The sequence below is a fragment of the Streptomyces sp. NPDC051109 genome, assembly GCF_044455885.1.
GTDB lineage: Bacteria > Actinomycetota > Actinomycetes > Streptomycetales > Streptomycetaceae > Streptomyces.
The window spans coordinates 108,583-128,582 of record NZ_JBITFF010000017.1 but is presented as its reverse complement, the minus strand read 5'-3'; the positions used below and the strand labels follow the sequence as shown (position 1 = coordinate 128,582).

The window sequence follows — 20,000 nt, the reverse complement described above, 5'->3', positions numbered from 1 at the left end:
GGAGAGGGCAGCCGCGACGGACGGAGCGTGCTGTGGAACATCCGATACGTGTCGCCGCGCTGCGGCGACGGGCGGCCGCCGCCTGCGGCGCCCTGCTGCTGGTGGCCCTCGCCCCGGGTGCGGGCGCCGGCGCGGCCCCCTCCCCGAACCCGTCCCCCACGCCCTCGCCCTCCCGGGCCGCGCTCGATCCGCGCATCGCCGAGATCATGCGCAAGCCCGAGTACCGGCACGCCCAGTGGGGCCTCCTGCAGACCCGGCCCGGCGACGGGCAGGTACTGCACAGCCTCTTCCCCGGCCAGTTCTTCATCCCGGGCTCCACGGCGAAGCTCTTCGCCGTCTCCGGCACCTGGCGCACCCTCGGCACCGACCACCGCTTCGTCACCCCCGTCTACGCCGTCGGCCGGCGCACCGGGGCCACCCTGACCGGCGACCTCGACCTCGTCGCCCAGGGAGACCTCACCCTCGGCGGCCGTACCCGCCCCGACGGCACGGTGGCGTACACCGACCTCGACCACACCTACGCCAACGACTTCCCCGGTGCGACCCTCACCCCCGAGAACCCCCTCGCCGGCATCGACCGGATCGCCCGGCAGGTCCGCGACTCCGGCATCACCCGCGTCGACGGCGACGTCGTCGTCGACAGCCGCCTCTTCGCCCCCGACCCGGTCCTCGACCCCACCCCGACCCCCCTGATCATCAACGACAACCTCATCGACCTGCTGACCACGCCCGGAGACCGGGCGGGCGCCGACGCCCGGCTGGAGTGGCGGCCGAAGGTCTCCCCGTACGCGGTCACCTCCACGGTGAAGACCGTCGCCGCCGGCAAGCCCACGAACATCACGGTGACCGCCGCCGACGGCGGCACCCGGATCCTGCTCTCCGGCACCATCGCCGCGGACGCGAAGCCCCTGCTGCGCACCAGCCCCGTCACGGATCCCGCCGCGTTCGGCCGCAGCGCGCTGATCGAGGCCCTCGCCCGGGCCGGCGTACAGGTCACCGCCGCCCCGACCGGCCCCAACCCGGCGGCCCGGCTGCCGCGCGACTACGACGGCCGCCCGCGGGTGGCGGAGTACACCTCGCCCCCGTACGAGCAGTACGCCAAGCTGATCCTCAAGGTCAGCCACAACCTGGGCGCCAACCTCGGCATCTGCCTGATGGCCGTCTCCGCCGGCAGCACGCAGTGCGAGGACGGCTTCCCGGTGCTCGCCGCCTTCCTGGACCGGGCGGGCGTCGACCGCGAGCAGGCGGAGCTCATGGACGGCCGGGGCGGCAACCCCGCCGACCGGGCCACCCCGCAGGCGCTGGTGCAGATGCTGGCGTACTGGCAGCGCACCCCGGACGCGAGGCGCTTCCGGGAGGCCCTGCCCGTTCTCGGCGTGGACGGGCTGCTCGCCGAGAACTGCCGCAGCTGCCCGGCGCGCGGCAAGGTGTTCGCGAAGACCGGCGCGGCCGTCGGCGGGGACGCCCTCAACGACCGGCTCGCCGTCGGCGCCATCACCATCGCCGGCTACCTCGACAAGGGCGGCGGCCGTTTCGACACCTTCTACGCCGGCGTCAACGGCGCCTCCACCCCGACCGCGAACCCCGACGACGTCCTCTCCATCGCCAACGACCTCGCCCTGATCGCCGCCTACCTCCAGGAATCGCCCTGACGCGGTCCGGGAGGCAGGGGGCTGCCGTGGTCATCGCCGCTCTCGTCGAGGAAGCCGCCCGACTGGTGCTGCCACAACTTCGCGTACGTGCCCTCGCAGGCGAGGAGCTCGTGGTGCGTGCCCTGTTCGACGATGCGGCCGCGGTCGAGTACGACGAGCCGGTCCATGTGCGCCACCGTGCTCAGCCGGTGCGCGACCACGAGGGCGGTCCGGCCCTCCATGAGCCGCCACAGCGCCTCCTGTACGAGGATCTCGCTCTCGGAGTCCAGGGCGCTGGTCGCCTCGTCCAGCAGCAGGATCGGCGCGTCGCGCAGGATCGCCCGGGCCAGCGCGACCCGCTGGCGCTGCCCGCCGGACAGCTTGACCCCGCGCTCGCCGACCATGGTGTCGAGGCCGTCGGGCAGCGCGTCGGCGAACTCCGTGACGTGCGCCGCCCCGGCCGCGCGCCGGATCTCGGCCTCGGTGGCACCGGGCCGGGCGAACGCGATGTTCTCCCGCAGGGTGCGGTGGAACATCGCCGGGTCCTGCGGCACGTACGCCATCAGGTCGCGCAGGTCGCGCTGGCGCAGCCTGCTGATGTCCCGGCCCCCGACCAGGATCCGGCCCGCGTCGATGTCGGTCATCCGCAGCAGCAGCCGGGTGAGCGTGGTCTTGCCGCCTCCGGAGCGTCCCACGAGCCCGATCTTCGCCCCGCTGGGCACGTCCAGGTCCAGCCCCTCGAAGAGCGGCTCCGCGCCCGCGTGGGCGAAGTCCACCTTCTCGAAGCGCACCTCGCCCGCCCGGCCCGGCTCCGGCGCCGGCTCCGGGGACTGCGGGTCGAGCACGGTCGGCGGCGTCAGCAGCAGTTGCGTGAACTGTGCGGCCTCCGTCATCGAGCTCTCCAGCCGGCGGTAGATCTGGTTGAACTCGAACATGATCCGGGTGGCGTTGGAGAAGTACGTGAACGCCACCACGACCGCCTCCACCCCGTGCCCGCCCGCGACCGAGCCCCCGCTCCCGGCGACCGTGACGGCGATCAGCAGACCCAGTGCGTTGGTCACCACGGACATCGGCGCGACGACGGTGTCGATGCGCAGGTTGCCGTAGTCCCATGAGCGCAGGGTGAGCGCGCGCGAGTGCGCGACCCGGGACCGGTGCTCGGCGGCCTCGCGCTCCTCCGCGGCGAACGCGCGGACCGTGTCCATGTTCATCAGGCTGTCGGAGACGTGCCCGGACACCCGGGCGATCGCCTCCTCGCGCCGGTCCACGAGTGCCTGGCGGCGCCGGACGAGGGGCAGGACGCACGCCCCCGTCACCGCGATCATGGCCAGGAGCGCCACGACGAGCAGCGGTTCGTAGCGCCAGAGCACCACCGAACCGAACAGCAGCGGCACGAACCGGCCCACGACCGAGAAGGTCAGCGCGTCGACGAACTCCTCGAAGCGGGAGGCGAAGCTCAGCACCCGCTTGGTCAGCGACCCGGCGAAGTTGTCGTGGAAGAACGCGGCGTCCTTCGCGAACAGTTCGTCCATCCCGACGATGTACAGCCGCTCGATGCCGAGGGCGTCGAGCCGGTTCAGACAGTGCAGGCCGAGGCGCCAGGCCGCCTCGGAGAGCAGCAGGACACCGGCGAAGCCCAGGACGTACGGGAGCGCGGCGCCGACGCCGAGGCCAGTGCCGCCGGCGTCGTCGGCGATGCGGCCGACGAGCTTGGCGATGACCAGCGGGGCGATGTAGTTGATGCCGATGTTGCCGAGGGCCGGCATCAGCATGGCGGGCGCGGTCAGCCACCGCCTCCGCGCCAACTCCCGTCCGTAGTGCCGGAGTGCGAGGAGCACCGGCCCCTTCCCGGGCGGCCCCCCTCGTGATGCGGACGTTTCCATGGTCACCCCGTGTGGTCGCTCGGTTACGGAAGCCGCAGTCTCCCGTGGCGGCGTACGCGCCGTCCAAGCGTTTTCCGTGTGGGTGACAACCGCCCGGCGCAGCCGCCCCGTGCCGCAGCCCGGGGCCGTCCGCCGGGTGCCGTCCGCCGGGGCCGGGCCGCGCCGCCTGCTACCCGCCCGGGGTGAACGTCACCGGCAGGGCCAGGGGGCCGCGCAGGCCGCCGGGACGCCAGGGGATCTCCGCCGCGGGTACCGCGAGGGCGAGGCCGGGGAGGCGGCGCAGGGCGGTGCCGATCGCGATCTGGCCCTCCAGACGGGCCAGCGGAGCCCCCAGGCAGTAGTGGATGCCGTGCCCGAACGCCAGGTGGGCGTTGTCCGGCCGGGTGATGTCCAGGCGGTCGGGATCCGGGAAGCGCCCCGCGTCGCGGTCGGCGACGGCCGAGCCGATCAGCACGGTCGCGCCGCGCGGGATGCGCACGCCCGCGATCTCCACGTCCTCCCGCGCGAAGCGGGCGATGCCGGGGCTGACCGGGCCGTCGTAGCGGAGGAACTCCTCGATCGCGCCCGGCAGCAGACCGGGATCGGAGCGCAGCAGGTCGAGCTGGCCGGGGTGGGCGAGCAGCATGGCGATGCCGCCGCCGATCAGGTTGACCGTGGTGATGTAGCCGGCGGCCAGCAGCAGGAACACCATGGCGACGAGCTCGTCCTCGCTCAGCCGCTGTTCCTCGTCCCGGGCCGTGATGAGGGCGCTGAGCAGGTCCTCGCCCGGCTCCGCCCGCTTCGCGCCGATGAGTTCGGTGACGTAGCCGCGCATGTGCTGCCACGCCTCGTTCACCACGGCCGGGTCCGGCGGCTCCGCGCCCCGCATGATCATGCGGTCGGTCCAGTGCTGGAACTCGTGCCGCTCGTCCACCGGGACGCCGAGCAGTTCGCTGATCACCGTGACCGGGAGCGGCAGCGCGAAGTCCGCGACGAGATCGGCGCGCCCGGCCGCGACGACCGCGTCCAGCAGCCGGTCGGCGACGGCCTGGATCCGCGGCCGCATCTGCGCCACCCGGTGGGCGGTGAACGCCTTGGAGACCAGGCGGCGCAGCCGCGTGTGGTCGGGCGGGTCGCTGCGCAGCATGTTGCCCAGCATCGACTCCCGCTCGGTGTCCGGCAGCTGCTGCAGGAGCCGGGTGTCCGAGGCGTCGCGGACGTTGCTGCTGAGGCGGGAGTCGGACAGGGCCGCGAGCCCGTCCTCGTAGCGGGTGACCAGCCAGGCCTCCAGCGCGCCCGCGATGACGACGCGGCGCACCGGGCCGTCCTCGCGCAGCTGCCGGTACAGCGGGAACGGGTCCGCGACGAAGGCCGGGTCGCCGTACGGGAGGAGGACCGGCTGCTCGCTCACGACACCTCCCGCATCGCGTCGCCGCCGCGGAGCGACTCCGCCGGCGGCCGCTCGCGCAGCGCCCCGTAGCCGATGAAGTAGGCCGGCACCCGGTTCAGCCACCGCGAGTCGGTGACGAGCTCCGTGAGCCGTTTCGCCCGCTGGGGGTGGCCGAAGGGGGTGCGGCCGGCCAGCAGCGGCTCGATGACCTGGGCGTGGGCCAGGCGCTGCATGCCCTGCGCGGCCACCGTCGTGGGCATGCGGCGGAGCTGTACGCGGCGTACGTCGTGGAGTCCCACGGTTCCCTCGCGGAGCGGGCGCACCAGATGGCGGGCCGCGGCCACCGCGTCCTGCACGGCGAGGTTGATGCCGATGCCGAACACCGGCGACATGGCATGGGCGGCGTCGCCGATGCACAGCAGACCCGGCCGGTGCCAGCGGCGCAGCCGGTCCAGGCGTACGTCGAGCAGCTTGACCTCATCCCACGAGGTGACGGAGTGCGCCCGGTCGGCCAGCCACGGGACGGCTTCGGTGAACTGGGCCATGAACCGGTCCAGGCCCTCGGCGCGGCGCTCGGCGTCGGTGCCCTTGGGGATGAGCCCCGCGCACTGCCAGTAGTCACCGCGGTCGATGAGCGCGCTGAAGAACCGCTCGCCCAGGCCTCCCACGAGCCCGCTGGGGTCGCTCTCGTGGCGCGGCAGCCGGAACCACCAGGCGTCCATCGGGCACGGGAAGCTCTCCAGGCCGAGCTCGGGCAGCACCCGGGCGAAGGACCCGCGGCCGTCGCAGGCCACGGTCAGCGTGGCCCTGAGCTCGCCGGTGGAGCCGTCCGCGGTGCGGTACCGCACGCCCGCGACCCGGCCCCGCTCCATCAGGAAGGACGTCGCCTCGGTTTCCATGCGCAGCCGGAAGGACGGCTCCTTGCCGGCCTCGTCGGCGAGCAGGTCGAGCAGGTCCCACTGCGGCACCATGGCGATGTAGTTGTACTTGCCGTGCAGCGCCCCGATGTTCCCGACCGTGACCAGGGAGCGGTCCGGCCCGATGGGCAGCTGCACCGAGGTCACCCGCCGCTGCGGCAGCTGGGCGAACCGTTCGGCGAGGCCGATGTCGTCCAACAGCGACAGGGTCGACGGGTGCACGGTGTCGCCGCGGAAGTCGCGCAGGAAGTCGCCGTGTTTCTCCAGCACGGTCACCTCCACCCCGGCCCGGGCCAGCAGCAGGGCCAGCACCATCCCGGCGGGCCCGCCTCCCACCACACAGCAGGCCGTACGCTCCACGGCAACCACTCCCTTCGCCGGCATCGGGCAAACCCCAGACGACGTATACCCCACCGGGAGCGGCGGTTGCGGTAGCGCCTTGCGAGTCGGCCGGTCGCCGGCGGGCGGGCGCCCGGCGCGCGTGGCCGGGCGCCCGGAGCGAGCGGCCCGGCGTGCGGAGCTAGCGGCCCGGCGTGCGGCGCAGGACCAGGGAGACGAAGCCCCAGGTCTCCCGGTAGGTGTGCAGCCATTCGGAGCGCCGGGTGTTCGCCGTTTCGAGCACGTGCGAACGGTCCGGATCGGCAGGGTGGTCCAGGGCCCATGACGCCAGCGAACCCCAGTTGGACCACTCGTACGCGTCCAGCTCGGCGCGCGTGCTGACGTGCCCCTCGACGGGGGTCCACCCCTCGGCGGCGATCCGGTCCACGGTGGTCGCCAGGTCGGCGAACTCGCCGAGCATCTCGACCGCTTCCGGGGACGGCGGGCGCTCCCAGAACCCGTCGCCGATGATGACGCTGCCGCCGGGGGCCAGGTGCTCGCGCGCCGCCGCGAGGGTGGGGAGCAGCCCCCCGAAGGCGTGCGTGGACCCGACGCTGAGCACCAGGTCGAACGGGTGCGGGGAGGCGAAGTCCGCGGCCGGCGTCTTGTGGAGGGTCAGCCGTTCCTCCACGCCGAGGTCCTGGGCCGCCTTCCCGGCCAGTGCCAGGGCCTCCTCGGAGATGTCCACGCCCTCGGCGCGTACGAGCGGTCGTGCGGCCAGTGCCCTCAGCAGCCACTCTCCGCTGCCGCACCCGAGGTCGAGGACGCGCTCGTCGCCCCGCGGGAGCCCGCGCTCCAGCAGCCGGCGTACCGATTCGTCGTCGAGCGGGGCCTTGATCGGGTGGTGGGTGTGGGCGATTTCGGAAATCTGTTCACGGTTCATTGGGGGTAGCGTGTCAGCGGAACCCAGGGACCGCACCTCGATTTCGAGCAGTCTTCGGGCGGTGGGTCACGGCGCGGACGGCGCACGCCACGCGGCCATCTGCTCCCGGAAGTTGGGGCAGCCCACGATGTCCGTCTTGCTGCACTGGAGGGCGTGGGTCAGGAGCTGGTGGGCGTGGTCGAGATCGACCAGGCGCTGCTCGATCTCGGCGACCTTCGTACGGATCATCGCCTGCCGGCGCGGCTGGTCCTGCTGCAGCTCGCGGATCTCGGCCAGGGTCAGGCCCGCCTGCTGGCACTTGCGCAGCAGCACGATCCGCTCCGCGGCGCCCGCCGGATAGCGCCGCTGCCCGCTCTGCCGCTCGGGCTGGGGCAGCAGCCCGTGGCGCTCCCAGTACCGGATGGCCGAGGCGGGTACCCCGGTGGCCCCGGCGAGCTGCCCGATCGTCATGCGCACGTCCGCTCTCCTCTCGCGTTTGACTTGAACCTTAGTTCAAGTTGAAGAGTGGGCCACGTACGGGACGGCCGCACGACAGCGGCCGTCGCCCCCAGCGTTGGGAGACGAAGACATGACCACAGACGCACGCCGGATCCGGGACGAGGCCCATCAGCTCGTGGAGGCCTCCCGGCGGCTCTTCGAGGCGGGGGTGATGTCGCACTCCGGCCACGCCAACCTGAGCGTCCGTCTCGACGCCGACCGCTTCATGCTGACGCCCGGCTTCGTCCGCGGTCTGCGGCCCGAGGACCTGGCGACCGTGAGCCTCGACGGGCAGGTCCTCGAAGGGGAACTGCGCTCCGTCAGCGTGGAGATCATCGCCATGCACAGTGCCGTCTACCGCGCCCGCCCGCAGGTCGGCTCGGTCATCCACACCCACTCGCCCTCCGCGACGGCCTTCGCCGTGGCCCACCGGCCGCTGCCCTGCCGGACCGAGCCCATGCTGCGGTTCGGCCAGGCCGAGGACGTGCCGGTGGTGCCGTGGGGGCCGCGCGGGTCGGACACCTCGGTACGGGGTGTCGTCGACGCGCTGGCGCACAGCGCCACGACCGCCGCGGTCCTGCTGGCCAACCACGGCCTCCTGGTGTTCGGACCGGATCCGGCGGACACCGCCCACCTCGTGGTGGCCATCGAGGAGAGCGCCGAGGCGGAGCTCGCCGCGGCGGCGATCGGCGGGGCCGTGGACTTCCCCGAGGGCGCGCTGGAGACGGTGCGGGCGGCGATCGCGCGGGTGGCGTCGTGACACGGGACGAGGCCGCCGCCCCGCGGGCCGAGGCGGTACGCGAGCGCTACCGCGCCACGCTCGGGGCCGTCCCGGCCGGCGTGCAGGCCCGTCTGGACCTGGCCCAGGCCCACGGCCGGCTCCACACGGAGGAGGCGGTCGCCGGGCTGCGGCACATCGTGCTGACGGACAACCCGCTCGGCGGGCGCGTACAGCAGCTCGTCCACTTCGGGCAGCTGCTGGCCCTCGGCCGGGCCGACCCGGCGCGGATCCACGCCCGGGGCGCACTGCACGCCGGAGCCTGCGTCGCCGACCTGATCGGCGTCGCCGAGACCTCGCTCCTCACCGCGGGGGTCCCCGCGTACGCACTCGGCATCGAGACGATCGTCGAACTCGTCCACGCCGAGGACGCCAAGCCGCTCTGAGGCGCGCGGAGTCGGGGCAGTCCGGTGGCCCCCGACCCCGCCGCCGGACTCCCCGCGATCTCCTGTGTCACCCGAACGGCTCGACAGTCGTGCGCGCGGGGACCCGCCGCCGGAGCCGTACCGGCCCCCGCCGCCAAGGCCCGAGCCCCACCCCGCGGCCCCGTACCGCGGCGGCCGGCGGCGGCAGGCGGCCGGAGACCGATCGTCGGGCCGTTATAAGTGGGCGCATGATCAACCACCCCATCGCGCGCGGTGAGCGGCGCCCCGACCCGGCCCCCCTCACCCTGCCGGTCGCCCGGTAAGGAAACCGAACCCGCCGTGTCCCTCCCCGCCCCCGTCCTCTGCCGCCCCGCGATCAGCGTCCCCGAGCACGTCATCACCCTCGAACAGACCCTGGACCTCGCGCGGCGCCGCCACGCCGGCCACCCCATGCTCGACCTCGCGTTACGGCTGATCACCAACACCGGCGTCGCGACCCGCCACCTGGTCCAGCCCCTCGAAGCCACCCTGCACCACCCGGGGTTCACCGAGCGCAACGCCGTCTACGCCCGGGAGGCCAAGGCGCTCGTACCCCAGACCGTCCGCCGGGCCCTCGCCCACGCCCGCCTGGGCCCCGAGGACATCGACCTGATCGTCTACGTCTCCTGCACCGGCTTCATGATGCCGTCCCTGACGGCCTGGCTCATCAACACGATGGGCTTCAGGGCGCAGACCCGGCAGCTGCCGATCGCCCAGCTCGGATGCGCCGCCGGCGGTGCGGCCGTCAACCGCGCCCACGACTTCTGCACCGCCTACCCCGGGGCCAACGTGCTGATCGTCGCCTGCGAGTTCTGCTCGCTGAGCTACCAGCCGACCGACCTGGCCGTGGGCAACCTGCTCTCCAACGGGCTGTTCGGCGACGCCGTCGCCGCGGCGGTCGTACGGGGCAGCGGCGGCCGGGGCGTGCGGCTTCGGCACAACGGATCCCATCTGGTGGCAGGCACCGAGGACTGGATCTCGTACGACGTCCGCGACACCGGCTTCCACTTCGTGCTCGACAAGCGCGTCCCCGGCACGATGGCCCGGCTCGCCCCCGCGATGGTCCAGATGGCGGCCCCGTACGGCTGGGACCTCTCGAACCTGGCCTTCTACATCGTCCACGCGGGCGGACCGCGCATCCTGGACGACCTCGCCACGCACCTGCGGGTGCCCGCCGCGATGTTCCGCCACAGCAGGGCCACCCTCACCGAGCGGGGCAACATCGCCAGTGCCGTCGTCTTCGACGCCCTCGACCGGTTCTTCGCGGACGGCGGCGGCGAACAGGAGGCCGCCCCCGGCCTCATCGCCGGCTTCGGCCCGGGCATCACCGCCGAGATCGCCCTCGGGACCTGGACCGACGGCCGGGACGGTGCGTACGGGACCACGACCCGGCGTCCCGCGGTCGCCGCGACGCGTGCGCCGGCCTCGTGACCGGCCGGGCTCCGCGCACCGGCACGGCGACGGCTCGGGCCTACCGGCACGGCACCTGCGGCGCACTCCGGCACGGCGCGGCGCACTGCAGCGCCGCAGCGTCCGGGTCGCAGTCGCGCAGCCCCAGGCGGCGGCCCGCCTTGCGGCGCACACCGGCACGGCGCCCGGCGCACACACCGGCACGGCGCCTACGGCGCACACCGGCACGGCGCCTGCCGGGCCGTCAGGTAGCGGTCGGCGGGGCCTGGATGACGACCGCCGAGGGGGCCAGGAGGGCGCGGTCCACCGGGAGGGCAGGGCCGGCCACGACGACCAGGTCCGCACCCAGCAGGGCCCGGTCGCGGGAGGCGGCCGCGGCCAGGACCGTGCCCTGCGCGGCCGCCAGGGCCGCGGCCCCGGCGTCCGGCCAGCGGGCCGGGCCCGGGTGCACCGTGATGTTGCCGAGGCCGGGCACCTCGCGCACGAGCGCCGAGAGGTGGGCCGCCGCGGCCGGGCCCGTACCCAGCACGGTCGCGGAGCTGACGCGCGGCACGAGCAGCGTCCGGGCCGCCGTCGCGCAGACCCGGGCGGCGGCCTCGTAGGAGAGGGCGGCCCCGTACGGGAGGGCCGGCGGTGCGGTACGGGGCATGCGGGTGCCTTCCTGCGAGCGGGGCCGCCTGCCCCGGTGCCCGCAGCGTGCCGCCGCCCGCTACCCGCCCGCTATCCGCCGGCCGCTCCCACCGCACCGCTACCCCGCCGACCCCCGCACCAGGAGCTGCTTGCCCGCGAGTTCGGAACGCAGACGGGCCGCGGCCGGGGCCGGGTCGGGCGCCAGCAGCTCCTCGGCCGCGGACGCCTCGGCCAGGGCCGCAGCCAGGTCGCCGGCGGCCGCGTACGCGTCGAAGAGCGCGCTGGACGCACGGCCCCGCCAGACCCGGGAGCCGCCCGGGCCGCCGAACACCTCCCGCGCCGACGCCAGATGGGCCACGGCCGCCTCGGGCGCACCGCCCTCCAGAGCGGCCCGGCCCAGGGCGAGCGCGACCCGGCCCTCCGCCACCCGGTCGCCGGTGCGCCGGGCCAGGGCCAGGGCCTGGAGCAGCGCCCCCTCGGCGGCCTCGCCGCGCCCGGCGCGCCCGTGCACCAGGCCCAGGCCCAGCAGCGTGTGCGCCTCGCCGGTGCGGTTGCGGGCCGCCCGGTCCATCCGCAGCGCCCAGTTGAACGCCTGGGCGGCGAGCTCGCCCTCCCCGGTGTACAGGTACAGGGCGCCCAGCCCGCGCACCGTCTCCGCCTCGGCCCGCGGCGAGCCCGTCTCCCGGCTCAGGCCCAGCGCCCGGGTCAGCAGATCCCGCGCCTCCTCGGGCCGGTCCTGCTCCAGCCGGGCGGCGGCCTCCCCGGCCAGCGCCAGGGCCTCGCCCGCCCGGTCCCCGGCCTCCCGCAGCAGCAGCGCGGCCGCCGCGTGCCCCTCTGCCGCCGCCGCGTGGTCGCCCCGTACGGCGTCGGCGCGCGCGAAGAGCCACCGTACGAGGGCCGACCCGTGCCGGTCTCCGTGTCCGCGGAAGGCGTCCGCGGCCGCGGCCAGCAGCGGCGCCGCCTCGGCGGCCCGGTGCCGGAACAGGTGCAGCGCGGCCAGACTCGTACGCGCCGCGGCCGCGCCCCGCGCGTCCCCGGCCTCCTCGCAGGCGGCCAGGGCGAGTTCACCGCACTCGCGCCAGTCCTCGGTGTGGGCGCGGGTCTCGAAGTGCCCCGCGCAGGTCACCGCCAGCTCCCCGGCCACCTCGTGGAGGCCGGCACCGGCGGCCCGGCGCACCGCCGCCACCAGCGCGTCGTGCTCCCGCTCCCACCACCCGCCGGGCGCGGCCAGGACCTCGTCGACCGCGGCGGCGGGGAGGGCGTACAGCGGCGCGGAGGCGCCGCCGTGCAGTACGGGGAGGTCCCCGCCGTGCTCGCGCCGGTGGGCCTGCGCCGCCAGCGACAGCCAGGTCTCCAGCACCCGGCGTACCGCGTTCGCGGACTCCTGCGCGCTCTCCGTCGCCAGCAGTTGCTCGCGGGCGAAGACGCGGATCAGGTCGTGGAAGCGGTAGCGGGCCGTGGTGCAGGAGCCCGCGTCGCCGCCGCCCTCCCCGCCGCCCTCCTCGCCGCCGGGTACGAGGTCCAGCAGCTGGGAGTGGACCAGCTCCTCCACCACGTCCTCGGCCCCGGCCGGATCCGTGCCGAGCAGCGCGGCCGCCGTCCAGCCCGGGAATTCCGCCGCGTCCAGCAGCGTCAGCAGCCGCAGCAGCCGGGCCGGCTCCGGATCCAGCGCCCGGTAGGCCAGCGTGATGTGCGAGCGCAGCTCCATCCCGCAGTACGAGAACTCGTCGAGCCGGCCCGCCTCGTCGCGGAAGCGCCGTACGAGCCGGTCGAGCGTCCAGTGCGGCCGGCAGGCGAGCCGCGCCCCCACCACCCGCAGCGCCAGCGGCAGCCCACCGCAGAACTCGGCCAGCTCCAGGGCCGCCGGCAGCTGGCCCGCGATCCGCTCGGCGCCGGCGATCCGGGTCAGCAGCTCCACCGAGTGCGCCTCGTCGAGGACGTCGAGGCGGATCTGCCGGATGCCGGGCAGGCCGGTCAGCGGGTAGCGGCCGGTGACGACCACCGCCGAACAGGCGTCGCCCGGCAGGAGTTCGCGGACCGCGGCCTCGTCGGCCACGTCGTCCAGCACGATCAGCACCCGCCGGCCCGCCAGCAGGCTGCGGTACAGCGCCCGGCGCTCTCCGCGGCCCTCGGGCACGGCGTGCGCGGGCACGCCGAGCGCGCGCAGGAAGCCGGCCAGCACCCCGGCGAGCGCGTCGCCGCCGGCACCGCCCCCGTCCCCGCTGCCGCCCCCGTCGCCGCCGTCGGCCAGCGCGGCGTACAGGCGGCCGTCGGGGAACCGCTCGCGCAGCCGGTGCGCCGCGTGCACGGCCAGGCTCGACTTGCCGACCCCGTCCTTGCCGCAGATCCCGGCGATGCGCACGGGCTCACCCGTACCGCCCGAGGCCCCGCCCGGGCCGCCGAGGAACTCCGTGAGCGCGGCCAGGTACTCCCCGCGGCCCGTGAAGTCGGGCAGGTCGGAGGGCAGTTGTTCGGGTCGTACGGGGCCTGCGGCCGAAGCCGGTGCGGGCTGCGCCACGGCCCGGCCCCCCGACGGGCCGACCGGGGCGGCCGCGGCCTCGTCGAGGGAGGGGTCCCGGTTCAGGACGGCCGCCTCCAGGTCCTGCAGGGCGCGGCCCGGCTCGATTCCCAGCTCCGCGGAGAACACGGCACGCAGCCTGCGGTACACCTCCAGGGCCTCCGCCTGCCGTCCCGACCGGTACAGCGCCAGCATGAGGCTCGCGTGCAGCCCCTCGCGCAGCGGCTCTGCCGCGGCCAGGGCGAACAGCTCGCCCGTCATCTCGGCGTGCCGGCCCAGTGCCAGGTCCAACCGGGCCAGTTCCTCCAGGGCCGTCAGCCGCTGCTCGTCGAGCAGGGTCGCGCCCCGGCGCACCGGATCGCTGTCCAGGCCCAGCAGGGCAGGGCCCCGCCACAGGGCGAGCGCCTCGCGCTGGTGCCGCGCCGCCTCGGCGGGGTCGCCGGCTGCGGCGTACGAGCGGGCGCGCGCGAGCAGCCGGGCGAACCGGTGCGCGTCCAGTTCCTCGTCCGCCACCCGCAGCCGGTAGCCGGCCGCGGTCGTCTCGATCGCGTCGGGGCGCCCGGCCCGGGCACAGATCTTGCGCAGAGCGGAGACCGCCGACTGGACCTGGGTCCGCGCCGTTTCCGGCGGGGACTCGCCCCAGATGGCGTCGACGAGCAGTTCCTGCGGGGCGACCTGGTTCGCGTGGAGGGCCAGCGCCGCGAGGACGATCTGCTGGCGGGGTCCGCCGAGGGGGCGCGGCACGCCGTCCCGTGTGAGCTCCAGCGGACCCAGTAGGCCGATGTTCATCTGCGAATCCCCCATTCCCGGCAGCCCGTTGGGCAGGGGCGGCCGCGGGCAGGCTACGGGCCGCCGGCCGGCCCCTGCCAGGGGTCGCGGTGCGGGGTTCGCGATGCGTGGGATCGGCCGCGGCGATGGGGTGCGGCCCTCGGCTGCGGCCGGGTCGTGGCCTGGCCTGACCGGTGGTGCGACCGGATGCGGCGATCGGCTGCGCCCGGGGCCCTGACCGGGTGCGATCGGGTTCTCCGATGGGAGGGTTCGCCACCCTCCATCGGCCGTCCGTTGTGGCGTCGGGACCCGCTGAACCAGTCTGGTCGGGCATTTGTCAACGCAATCAGCGCGATCATCGGAGGTTGGGCCGTGTTCCAGGACGACGACGAGGGCCGGTACGACGTCGTGATCAACGACGAGGAGCAGTACTCGATCTGGCCGCAGATCCGCGAGATCCCGGCGGGCTGGCGCGCCACCGGGTTCAGCGGGTCGAAGGAGGCGTGCGTCGCGCACGTGGACGAGGTGTGGACGGACATGCGGCCGCTCAGCCTGCGTCAGGCCATGGCGCAGGACGCCGGCGCCGCCGCCGGAGCGGGGCCTCGGTGACCACAGGCTCGATACGCCCGCTGATCGGCCGTGGGGAGGAGCTCGCGGCCGTCCGCCGGCGGTTCGCCGCCCTCGGCGACGGCCCGGCCCTCGTCGGTATCGCGGGGGATCCGGGCCTGGGCACCACGCGGCTCCTCGCCGAGATCGCCGCGTGGGCCGCCCGCGCGGGCGCCCACGTGTGCAGCACGACCCCGGAGGCCCTCCCACAGGCCCTCGCGGCCCTGCCCTCCCCGGCCGCTCCCACCGCTCCGGCCGCTCGCACCGCCCCGACTGCTCCCTCTGCCCCGACCGCCCCCGTCGTCCTGATCGTCGACGACGTGCACCGGTGCGGGGAGGAGGCGCGGCAGGCGCTGACCGGATTGCTGGAGACACCGCGGGACGGGGTGCTGCTCGTACTCGGCTACCGGCCGCGGCAGTGCCCGCCCGGGCTGCTCGCCGCGCTGACCGCGCCGCACCCCGGCCGGTACGCCGAACACCTCGACCTCGCCCCGCTGGACCGGGCCGGCGCCGAGGAGTTCGCGGGCGCCGGGCCGTGCGCCCGCCACCGGGCCGCCCTGCACCAGGACAGCGGCGGCAACCCCCGCCTGCTCGCCCTGCTCACCGCCTCCTGCGAGGGCCCCGGTGCCTGCCCCGGGGACGCCCCCGGAGCGGGCCCCTTCGCCGCCCGCGCCGCGGCCCCGCTGCTCGCCGAGGTGGCCGCCCTCGGCCCGCACGCCCGCCTGGTCGCGCACGCCGCCGCCGTGCTCGGCGAGCCCGCCGAGCCCGACGCCCTCGCCGAGGTCGCCGAACTCGACCGCGCCGCCGTCCTCGCCGCCGTCGACGAACTCCTCGCCGCGGACGTGCTGCGCACCTGCGCCGCCGTCCCCGGCCACGTCGAGTTCCGCCACCCCCTGCTGGCCCGGCTCGTGCACGGCGCCGTGCCCGGCGGCTGGCGGCTCGGCGCGCACCGCCGCGCCCGTACGCACCACCGGAGCCACGGCCGCCCGGCGGTCCGCCGCGCCCGCCACGCCGAGCAGGCCTGCCGGCCCGGAGACGAGTCAGGTGCGACCGAACTCGTCGCCGCCGCCGAAGAGATGCTCGCCTCGGCCCCCGCCACGGCATGCGCCTGGTACACCGCCGCCGCCCGGCTGCTGCCCGCCACCCCCGCGCACCGGGCCCGCCGCCGGGAGCTGCTCGCCGCCGCGGCCGCCGCCGCCGTCCGCAGCGGCCGCAGCGACCTGGCCCGCGCCGCCCTCGCCACCCGCGAGGAACTCCTCGACGGGCGCGAGCAGGCCCCCGGGGGAGCGGACGCCGCCGAACCGCGCGCCCGGCTCGCAGAACTGGCCGGGGACCTCGCGCAGGCCCGCGCGATCCGCCGCGCCGCGCTCGCCGAGCTCGCCGCGGCCCCCGCCGGCGCCGACCCGCACCGCGCCGCAGCCCTGTGGACCGCCCTCGCGGCCACGGCCGGCGCCGACCGCCCCGCGGAGGCCGAAGCCTGGGCCGACGAGGCCGTACGGGCCGCCGCCGCGCACGGCGCCGACGAGGCGCTCCACGCCCACGCCCTCGCCGCCCGCGGCGCCGTGCACCTGGCCGCCGGGGAGGCCTCCGCCGCCCTGGGCGATGCCCGCGCCGCGGCCCGGATCGCCGACACCCTGACCGACCGCACCCTCGCCCTGCGCCTCGGCGCCCTGGACTGCCTGGCCCGTCTGGAGACCGAACTGGAGCAGTACGGCTCCGCCGTACGGCACTTCACCCGCGGCCTCGACACCGCCCGCTCCACCGGCCAGTGGCCGGCCGCCACCGCGCTCGCCGCCGGCCTGGCCGCCCTGCTGCTGCGCCAGGGCCGCTTTCCGCAGGCCGCCGCCCGCGCCGAAGAGGCCGTACGCTGCTCCGAACTGGCGGGCGGTCAGGAACCGCGCGCGCTGGCGCTGTGCGTGCGCGCCCAGGTAGCCCTGGAGGCCCACACCCCCGAGACGGCCGTCGCGGTGGCCCGGGCCGCCTGCGCCCTGGCCGCCGCCGACGGCGCCTGGTGGCACCGCTCCCGGCTGGTGCTGGCCGCCGCAGAACTGGCCGCCGGGGACGCCCTCGGCAGCCTGGAGACCCTCGCCGGCGCCGAACTGGCCGACCCGCACGCCGCGCCCCTGCCCGCCGCGGAGCGGCTCGCGCTCGCCGAGACCCTGTGTGGGGCCCGGCTCGCGGTGGGCCGCCCCGACGCGGCGAGGGCCGCCGCCGACCAGGCCCGCGAACTCGCCGCGCGGACCGGCCTCGCGGGGCTGCGCGTCCAGGCGCTGCTGCTGGCCGCGGCCGTCGCCGACGGCCCCGCCGAGGCGCTCGCCCCGGCCGAGGAGGCCCTGGCCGCGGCAGCCGCCTGCGGGCACGCCGCCGACGAGGGCTGGGCCCGCGTCGCCCTCGCCCGGGCCCGGACGCGGCTCGGCGAGCCGGAACAGGCCGACCGCCACCTGACCGCCGCCGCGTACACGGCCACCGCCTGCTCGGCGGCCCGGCTCGGCCGGGAGGTCGCCGCCGCCACCGCCGAGGCCGCCGTACCCGCCGCCCCCGCGCAGGAGGCGTACATGCTCAGCCAGCGCGAGTACGAGATCTCCCAGCTGGTCAGCCGGGGCTGCACCAACCGGCAGATCGCCCGCACCCTCGGGGTCAGCCACAAGACGGTGGAGACCCACCTGGGCCGGATCTTCGCGAAGCTGGAGGTCTCCTCACGCGCGGAGATCGCCAACATGATCGGCCGCAACACCGTGGTCGCCCGTCCCCGAGCCCGCGCCAAGTCCCTCGCCGGGGCATCCTGAGATCATCCGGGTGATCGGCCGGCCGGCCGATCCCACCCCCAACTGCCCACGGAGAACCACGATGTACCCGAGCATCCGCACGATCACCTTCGACTGCACCGGCGACCCGTACGACCTCGGCCTGTTCTGGAGCGGCCTGCTGGGCCGCCCCCTGGCCGACGACGACAAGCCGGGCGACCCCGAGGCGGTCATCGAGGACCCGGAGGGCGGCCCCACCCTGCTGTTCGTACGGGTTCCCGAGGGCAAGGCGGCCAAGAACCGCATCCACCTCGACCTCAAGCCGCACGGCCGCACCCGCGCGGACGAGGTGGCCCGGGTGCAGGCCCTCGGCGCCCGCCTGGTCGCCGACCGGACCCGCCCCGACGGCAGCGGCTGGGTCACCCTCGCGGACCCCGAGGGCAACGAGTTCTGCGTGGAGCGCGGGGAACTCGGGTGACGGCGCACGCCACTTCGGCTGGCGGCGCCGACGGATCGCGCTGGCTCAAGCGCCTCACCGTCCCCGGGGCCCCGGCCCCGCAGCCCGCCCGCGCCCGCATCGTCTGCCTGCCGCACGCCGGCGGCGGCGCGAGCACCTACCAGGGCTGGGCCCGCCACCTCCCGGCCGCGGTCGAACTGCTCGCCGTGCAGTACCCCGGCCGCCAGGACCGGCTGGCCGAGCCCTGCAGCGAGACGATGGAGGAGAGCGCGGGCGCCGCCGCCGCGGCCCTCGCCGCGCTGCCCGTACTGCCCACCGTCGTCTTCGGGCACAGCATGGGCGCGCTCGTGGCGTACGAGACCGTGCTCCGGCTCGGCCGGACCGCGCCGCACGCCGCCCCCGTGCACCTGTTCGTCTCGGGGACGGCCGCCCCGCACCGCGACCGCGAGAACCTGCCCGCGCTGGACGACGACTCGCTGGTCGCGTACACCCGCCGGCAGGGCGGCGCCGAGCCCGAGGTGTACGAGATACCCGAGCTGCGGGAGCTGCTCCTGCCGTCGCTGCGCGCCGACTTCCGGCTGCTGACCGACTACCTGCCGGTGCGCGAGCCCGCGCGCACCGGTGTCCCGGTCACCGCGTTCGGCGGCGACCGGGACACAGGCTGCCCGCCCGGGGAGCTGGCGACCTGGGGCGAGCTGACCACGGCGGGGTTCGGCACCCGGGTGTTCCCCGGCGGCCACTTCTACCTCCAGGGGCGCGAGGAGCAGCTGGTCGCCCTGGTGGCCGGCGCCCTTGGCGCAGGGGCAAGCGGGGTCAGCGGGATCGGTGGGATCGGCGGGGCAGGCGGGGTCAGCAGGCCGGCTCCGTAGCCATGCACGCCGTCAGCGTGGTGCCGTCGTCCGGGTCGATCAGCAGGAACGACCCGGTACGGCGGGACCGCGCGTACGCGTCGAGGGCGAGCGGCTCGGCCGCGCGGACCACGACCTGGCCGATGTCGTTGGCCCGCAGCTCCTCGACCGCCGTGCGGCGGGCCGGGTCGTCCAGGGCCAGCCGGGACGGGATCGCCTTCACGACCGCCTTGACCGTACGGGTGGTGTGCTTGACCAGCACCCGGTCGCCGACCCGCAGCGGCCGGTCCGCGACGTGGCAGACGGTGGCCGTGAGGTCGCGGGTGACCGGCGGGGCGCCGTCGGCCGGGGCGATCATGTCCCCCCGGGAGACGTCGATGTCGTCCGCCAGCCGCACCGTGACCGACTGCGGGGCCCACGCCGCCTCGGCGGGGCCGCCGAGCGTGTCGATGGCCTCGATGGTGGTGGTGAGCCGCGACGGCAGGACGGTCACCGGGGCTCCGACGCGCAGCACGCCGGAGGCGATCTGGCCCGCGTAGCCGCGGTAGTCGGGGTGCTCGGCGGTCTGCGGGCGGATCACGTACTGCACCGGGAGCCGGGCCGGCGCTCCCTGCGGGTCGTGGTCCACGGGGACCGTCTCCAGGTGCTCCAGGATGGTGGGGCCGCCGTACCAGTCCATGTGCGGGGAGGGCTCGACCACGTTGTCCCCGGCCAGCGCGGAGACCGGGATGGCGGTGACCTCGGGGACGCCGAGCCCGCGGGCGTAGTCGGCGAACTCCGCGGCGACGGCGGCGAAGACGGACTCGTCGTAGCCGACCAGGTCCATCTTGTTCACCGCGAGCACCAGGTGCGGGACCCGCAGGAGGGCCGCGACCGCCGTGTGCCGGCGGGTCTGCTCGACCACCCCGTTGCGGGCGTCGACGAGCACGACGGCGAGCTCCGCCGTGGACGCCCCGGTGACCATGTTGCGGGTGTACTGCACGTGGCCGGGGGTGTCGGCGAGGATGAACCGGCGCCGGGCGGTGGCGAAGTAGCGGTAGGCGACGTCGATGGTGATGCCCTGCTCGCGCTCGGCGCGCAGGCCGTCGGTGAGCAGCGCCAGGTCGGGGGCGTCCTGGCCGCGGCCGCGCGAGGCCTGCTCGACCGCCTCCAGCTGGTCGGCGAGGACCGACTTGGAGTCGTAGAGCAGCCGCCCGACCAGGGTGGACTTGCCGTCGTCCACGGAGCCCGCGGTCGCGAAGCGCAGCAGCGAGGTGCCGGCGATGCCGCCGAGAGCGGTGTTCGTGGTGGGGGTCATGG

16 protein-coding genes are annotated in these 20,000 nt (G+C 75.9%); 8 read left to right on the top strand and 8 right to left on the bottom strand.

Annotation, left to right across the window (positions count from 1 at the left end; genetic code table 11):
• Window positions 1-32: 32 nt before the first annotated feature.
• On the top strand, window positions 33-1,652 hold the full coding sequence (dacB, locus tag ACIBAD_RS27620; RefSeq protein WP_398909184.1) for a D-alanyl-D-alanine carboxypeptidase/D-alanyl-D-alanine-endopeptidase: 1,620 nt from the start codon (window positions 33-35) through the stop codon (window positions 1,650-1,652).
• Here the strand turns inward: dacB and ACIBAD_RS27615 are convergent.
• The 5 genes from ACIBAD_RS27615 to ACIBAD_RS27595 form a co-directional block, all read right to left on the bottom strand.
• On the bottom strand, window positions 1,631-3,514 hold the full coding sequence (locus tag ACIBAD_RS27615) for an ABC transporter ATP-binding protein (RefSeq protein ID WP_398909182.1): 1,884 nt from the start codon (window positions 3,512-3,514) through the stop codon (window positions 1,631-1,633). The genes dacB and ACIBAD_RS27615 overlap by 22 nt on opposite strands.
• Window positions 3,515-3,683: 169 nt before the next feature.
• Window positions 3,684-4,904, bottom strand: coding sequence for a cytochrome P450 (locus tag ACIBAD_RS27610; RefSeq protein ID WP_134076218.1), 1,221 nt, complete (start codon window positions 4,902-4,904; stop codon window positions 3,684-3,686).
• Entirely contained in the window at window positions 4,901-6,160 is a 1,260-nt protein-coding gene (locus ACIBAD_RS27605) for an FAD-dependent oxidoreductase (RefSeq protein ID WP_398909180.1), read from the bottom strand. Before ACIBAD_RS27605 ends, ACIBAD_RS27610 begins: the two co-directional genes overlap by 4 nt.
• Before the next feature lie 160 nt (window positions 6,161-6,320).
• Entirely contained in the window at window positions 6,321-7,061 is a 741-nt protein-coding gene (locus ACIBAD_RS27600; protein WP_398909178.1) for an SAM-dependent methyltransferase, read from the bottom strand.
• Window positions 7,062-7,127: 66 nt separating this feature from the next.
• Window positions 7,128-7,511: a MerR family transcriptional regulator gene (locus tag ACIBAD_RS27595; protein ID WP_134076386.1), complete on the bottom strand. Its 384-nt coding sequence runs from the start codon at window positions 7,509-7,511 to the stop codon at window positions 7,128-7,130.
• A gap of 118 nt (window positions 7,512-7,629) precedes the next feature.
• Between ACIBAD_RS27595 and ACIBAD_RS27590 the strand changes: the two genes are divergently transcribed.
• The 3 genes from ACIBAD_RS27590 to ACIBAD_RS27580 all read left to right on the top strand — a co-directional run bounded on the left by ACIBAD_RS27590 (window position 7,630) and on the right by ACIBAD_RS27580 (window position 10,151).
• Window positions 7,630-8,298, top strand: a complete 669-nt coding sequence (locus ACIBAD_RS27590) for a class II aldolase/adducin family protein (RefSeq protein ID WP_134076212.1) — start codon at window positions 7,630-7,632, stop codon at window positions 8,296-8,298.
• The gene (locus tag ACIBAD_RS27585) at window positions 8,295-8,702 is read left to right on the top strand and encodes a carboxymuconolactone decarboxylase family protein (RefSeq protein ID WP_398909175.1); all 408 of its coding nucleotides are present in this window, start codon (window positions 8,295-8,297) and stop codon (window positions 8,700-8,702) included. Before ACIBAD_RS27590 ends, ACIBAD_RS27585 begins: the two co-directional genes overlap by 4 nt.
• A gap of 318 nt (window positions 8,703-9,020) precedes the next feature.
• Window positions 9,021-10,151 carry a type III polyketide synthase gene (locus tag ACIBAD_RS27580; protein ID WP_166682212.1) on the top strand — a complete coding sequence of 377 codons (1,131 nt, stop codon included), beginning with the start codon at window positions 9,021-9,023 and terminating at the stop codon, window positions 10,149-10,151.
• Window positions 10,152-10,374: 223 nt separating this feature from the next.
• Here ACIBAD_RS27580 and ACIBAD_RS27575 read toward each other — a convergent pair whose 3' ends face one another.
• Window positions 10,375-10,779 (bottom strand): hypothetical protein, encoded by a 405-nt coding sequence (locus ACIBAD_RS27575; RefSeq protein WP_134076209.1) that lies wholly within the window; start codon window positions 10,777-10,779, stop codon window positions 10,375-10,377.
• Between the two features lie 99 nt (window positions 10,780-10,878).
• A complete protein-coding gene (locus ACIBAD_RS27570) occupies window positions 10,879-14,067 on the bottom strand; it encodes a BTAD domain-containing putative transcriptional regulator (RefSeq protein ID WP_398909173.1) in 3,189 nt (1,062 codons plus the stop codon).
• A 351-nt stretch (window positions 14,068-14,418) separates the two neighbouring features.
• On the opposite strand from ACIBAD_RS27570, the gene ACIBAD_RS27565 reads away from it, so the two are divergent.
• The 4 genes from ACIBAD_RS27565 (at window position 14,419) to ACIBAD_RS27550 (ending at window position 18,722) form a co-directional block, all read left to right on the top strand.
• Window positions 14,419-14,655 (top strand): MbtH family NRPS accessory protein, encoded by a 237-nt coding sequence (locus ACIBAD_RS27565; RefSeq protein WP_053694625.1) that lies wholly within the window; start codon window positions 14,419-14,421, stop codon window positions 14,653-14,655.
• Window positions 14,652-17,438, top strand: coding sequence for a LuxR C-terminal-related transcriptional regulator (locus tag ACIBAD_RS27560; protein WP_398909171.1), 2,787 nt, complete (start codon window positions 14,652-14,654; stop codon window positions 17,436-17,438). The genes ACIBAD_RS27565 and ACIBAD_RS27560 overlap by 4 nt, the downstream gene beginning before the upstream one ends.
• 61 nt (window positions 17,439-17,499) lie before the next feature.
• Window positions 17,500-17,874, top strand: a complete 375-nt coding sequence (locus ACIBAD_RS27555; RefSeq protein ID WP_134076201.1) for a VOC family protein — start codon at window positions 17,500-17,502, stop codon at window positions 17,872-17,874.
• Window positions 17,871-18,722: a thioesterase II family protein gene (locus tag ACIBAD_RS27550; RefSeq protein ID WP_398909168.1), complete on the top strand. Its 852-nt coding sequence runs from the start codon at window positions 17,871-17,873 to the stop codon at window positions 18,720-18,722. The genes ACIBAD_RS27555 and ACIBAD_RS27550 overlap by 4 nt, the downstream gene beginning before the upstream one ends.
• Here the strand turns inward: ACIBAD_RS27550 and ACIBAD_RS27545 are convergent.
• Window positions 18,703-19,998 carry a sulfate adenylyltransferase subunit 1 gene (locus ACIBAD_RS27545; RefSeq protein ID WP_398909166.1) on the bottom strand — a complete coding sequence of 432 codons (1,296 nt, stop codon included), beginning with the start codon at window positions 19,996-19,998 and terminating at the stop codon, window positions 18,703-18,705. The two genes, ACIBAD_RS27550 and ACIBAD_RS27545, sit on opposite strands and share 20 nt — an antisense overlap.
• Window positions 19,999-20,000: the final 2 nt, after the last annotated feature.

Excerpts from the sequence above, each read along its gene's own strand:
- ACIBAD_RS27590 (WP_134076212.1), top strand. The coding sequence starts at position 7,630 with ATGACCACAGACGCACGCCGGATCCGGGACGAGGCCCATCAGCTCGTG.
- ACIBAD_RS27545 (WP_398909166.1), bottom strand. The coding sequence starts at position 19,998 with ATGACCCCCACCACGAACACCGCTCTCGGCGGCATCGCCGGCACCTCG.
- ACIBAD_RS27575 (WP_134076209.1), bottom strand. The coding sequence starts at position 10,779 with ATGCCCCGTACCGCACCGCCGGCCCTCCCGTACGGGGCCGCCCTCTCC.
- ACIBAD_RS27555 (WP_134076201.1), top strand. The coding sequence starts at position 17,500 with ATGTACCCGAGCATCCGCACGATCACCTTCGACTGCACCGGCGACCCG.
- ACIBAD_RS27595 (WP_134076386.1), bottom strand. The coding sequence starts at position 7,511 with ATGACGATCGGGCAGCTCGCCGGGGCCACCGGGGTACCCGCCTCGGCC.
- ACIBAD_RS27615 (WP_398909182.1), bottom strand. The coding sequence starts at position 3,514 with ATGGAAACGTCCGCATCACGAGGGGGGCCGCCCGGGAAGGGGCCGGTG.
- ACIBAD_RS27600 (WP_398909178.1), bottom strand. The coding sequence starts at position 7,061 with ATGAACCGTGAACAGATTTCCGAAATCGCCCACACCCACCACCCGATC.
- ACIBAD_RS27570 (WP_398909173.1), bottom strand. The coding sequence starts at position 14,067 with ATGAACATCGGCCTACTGGGTCCGCTGGAGCTCACACGGGACGGCGTG.